Origin of the sequence: Glutamicibacter sp. HZAU, from assembly GCF_004100365.1 — a bacterium.
GTDB classification, from domain to species: Bacteria; Actinomycetota; Actinomycetes; order Actinomycetales; family Micrococcaceae; genus Glutamicibacter; species Glutamicibacter nicotianae.
Genome location: NZ_SCKZ01000030.1, coordinates 1 through 745 on the forward strand (window position 1 = coordinate 1; position 745 = coordinate 745).

Sequence of the window (745 nt, forward strand, 5' to 3'; positions counted from 1 at the left end):
CTATGAGGTTGGGGCGTGCTTTGAGGGTGCGCTGGTACCACTGTTCTGGCGTGTTTCGATTCAGTGCCCGGTGCGGTCGTTGGGTGTTGTAAACGTGCTGGAATTCGTCCAAGGTCGCTTGCAGCTCTGCGATCGATTCCGCTGGTGGTCGGGCATTGACCCATAAATGCTCGGTTTGGTGGAAGCGTTCAATTTTTCCTTGGGTTTGCGGGTGATAGGGGCTACCGTTTTTCTGGCGGATCCCGAGGGTGATGAGCAGTTTTTCGAACTTGTTCAGTCCTTTGAGCAGGCGGGTAGTGTAGACCAGCCCGTTGTCCGTCAGGGTGCTTTGCGGCGGTCCGTAGTGGTTGATGCACCAGGTGAAGCTGTCGATCACGATTTGCGTGGTGATTTCGTCGTGGACCGAGGCGTGGAGCAGGTAGCGGGAGTGGTCATCGATCCAATGCAGGATTTCGACTTTGTGCCCGGTGGCGAGGGTGGCTTCAGTGAAGTCTGATTGCCATGTTTCATTGGGTTGATCTGCTTGGAAGCGGTGCAGGCTGCTTTTGGGGCGTTTCTTGGGTTGTGGTGTGATCAGGCCGTGCGCGTGCAGGATGCGGCGGATGGTGGAGTCTGAGGGGACGGGGACTGCCATATTGCCCAGGTGGTATTGGATGGTCAGTGGGCCGGCGTCGAGCCCGGCTGCGGTGAGTTTGGTGCGTAGTTCAAGGATGAGCTCGACAGTTTTCGGGTCGGTAGCTCGTGG

1 protein-coding gene is annotated in these 745 nt (G+C 57.4%); it reads right to left on the bottom strand.

Annotated features, from left to right (window positions below; genetic code table 11):
- A partial coding sequence (locus EKH49_RS16385) for a DDE-type integrase/transposase/recombinase (RefSeq protein WP_128471680.1) occupies positions 1 to 745 on the bottom strand: 745 nt, incomplete at both ends.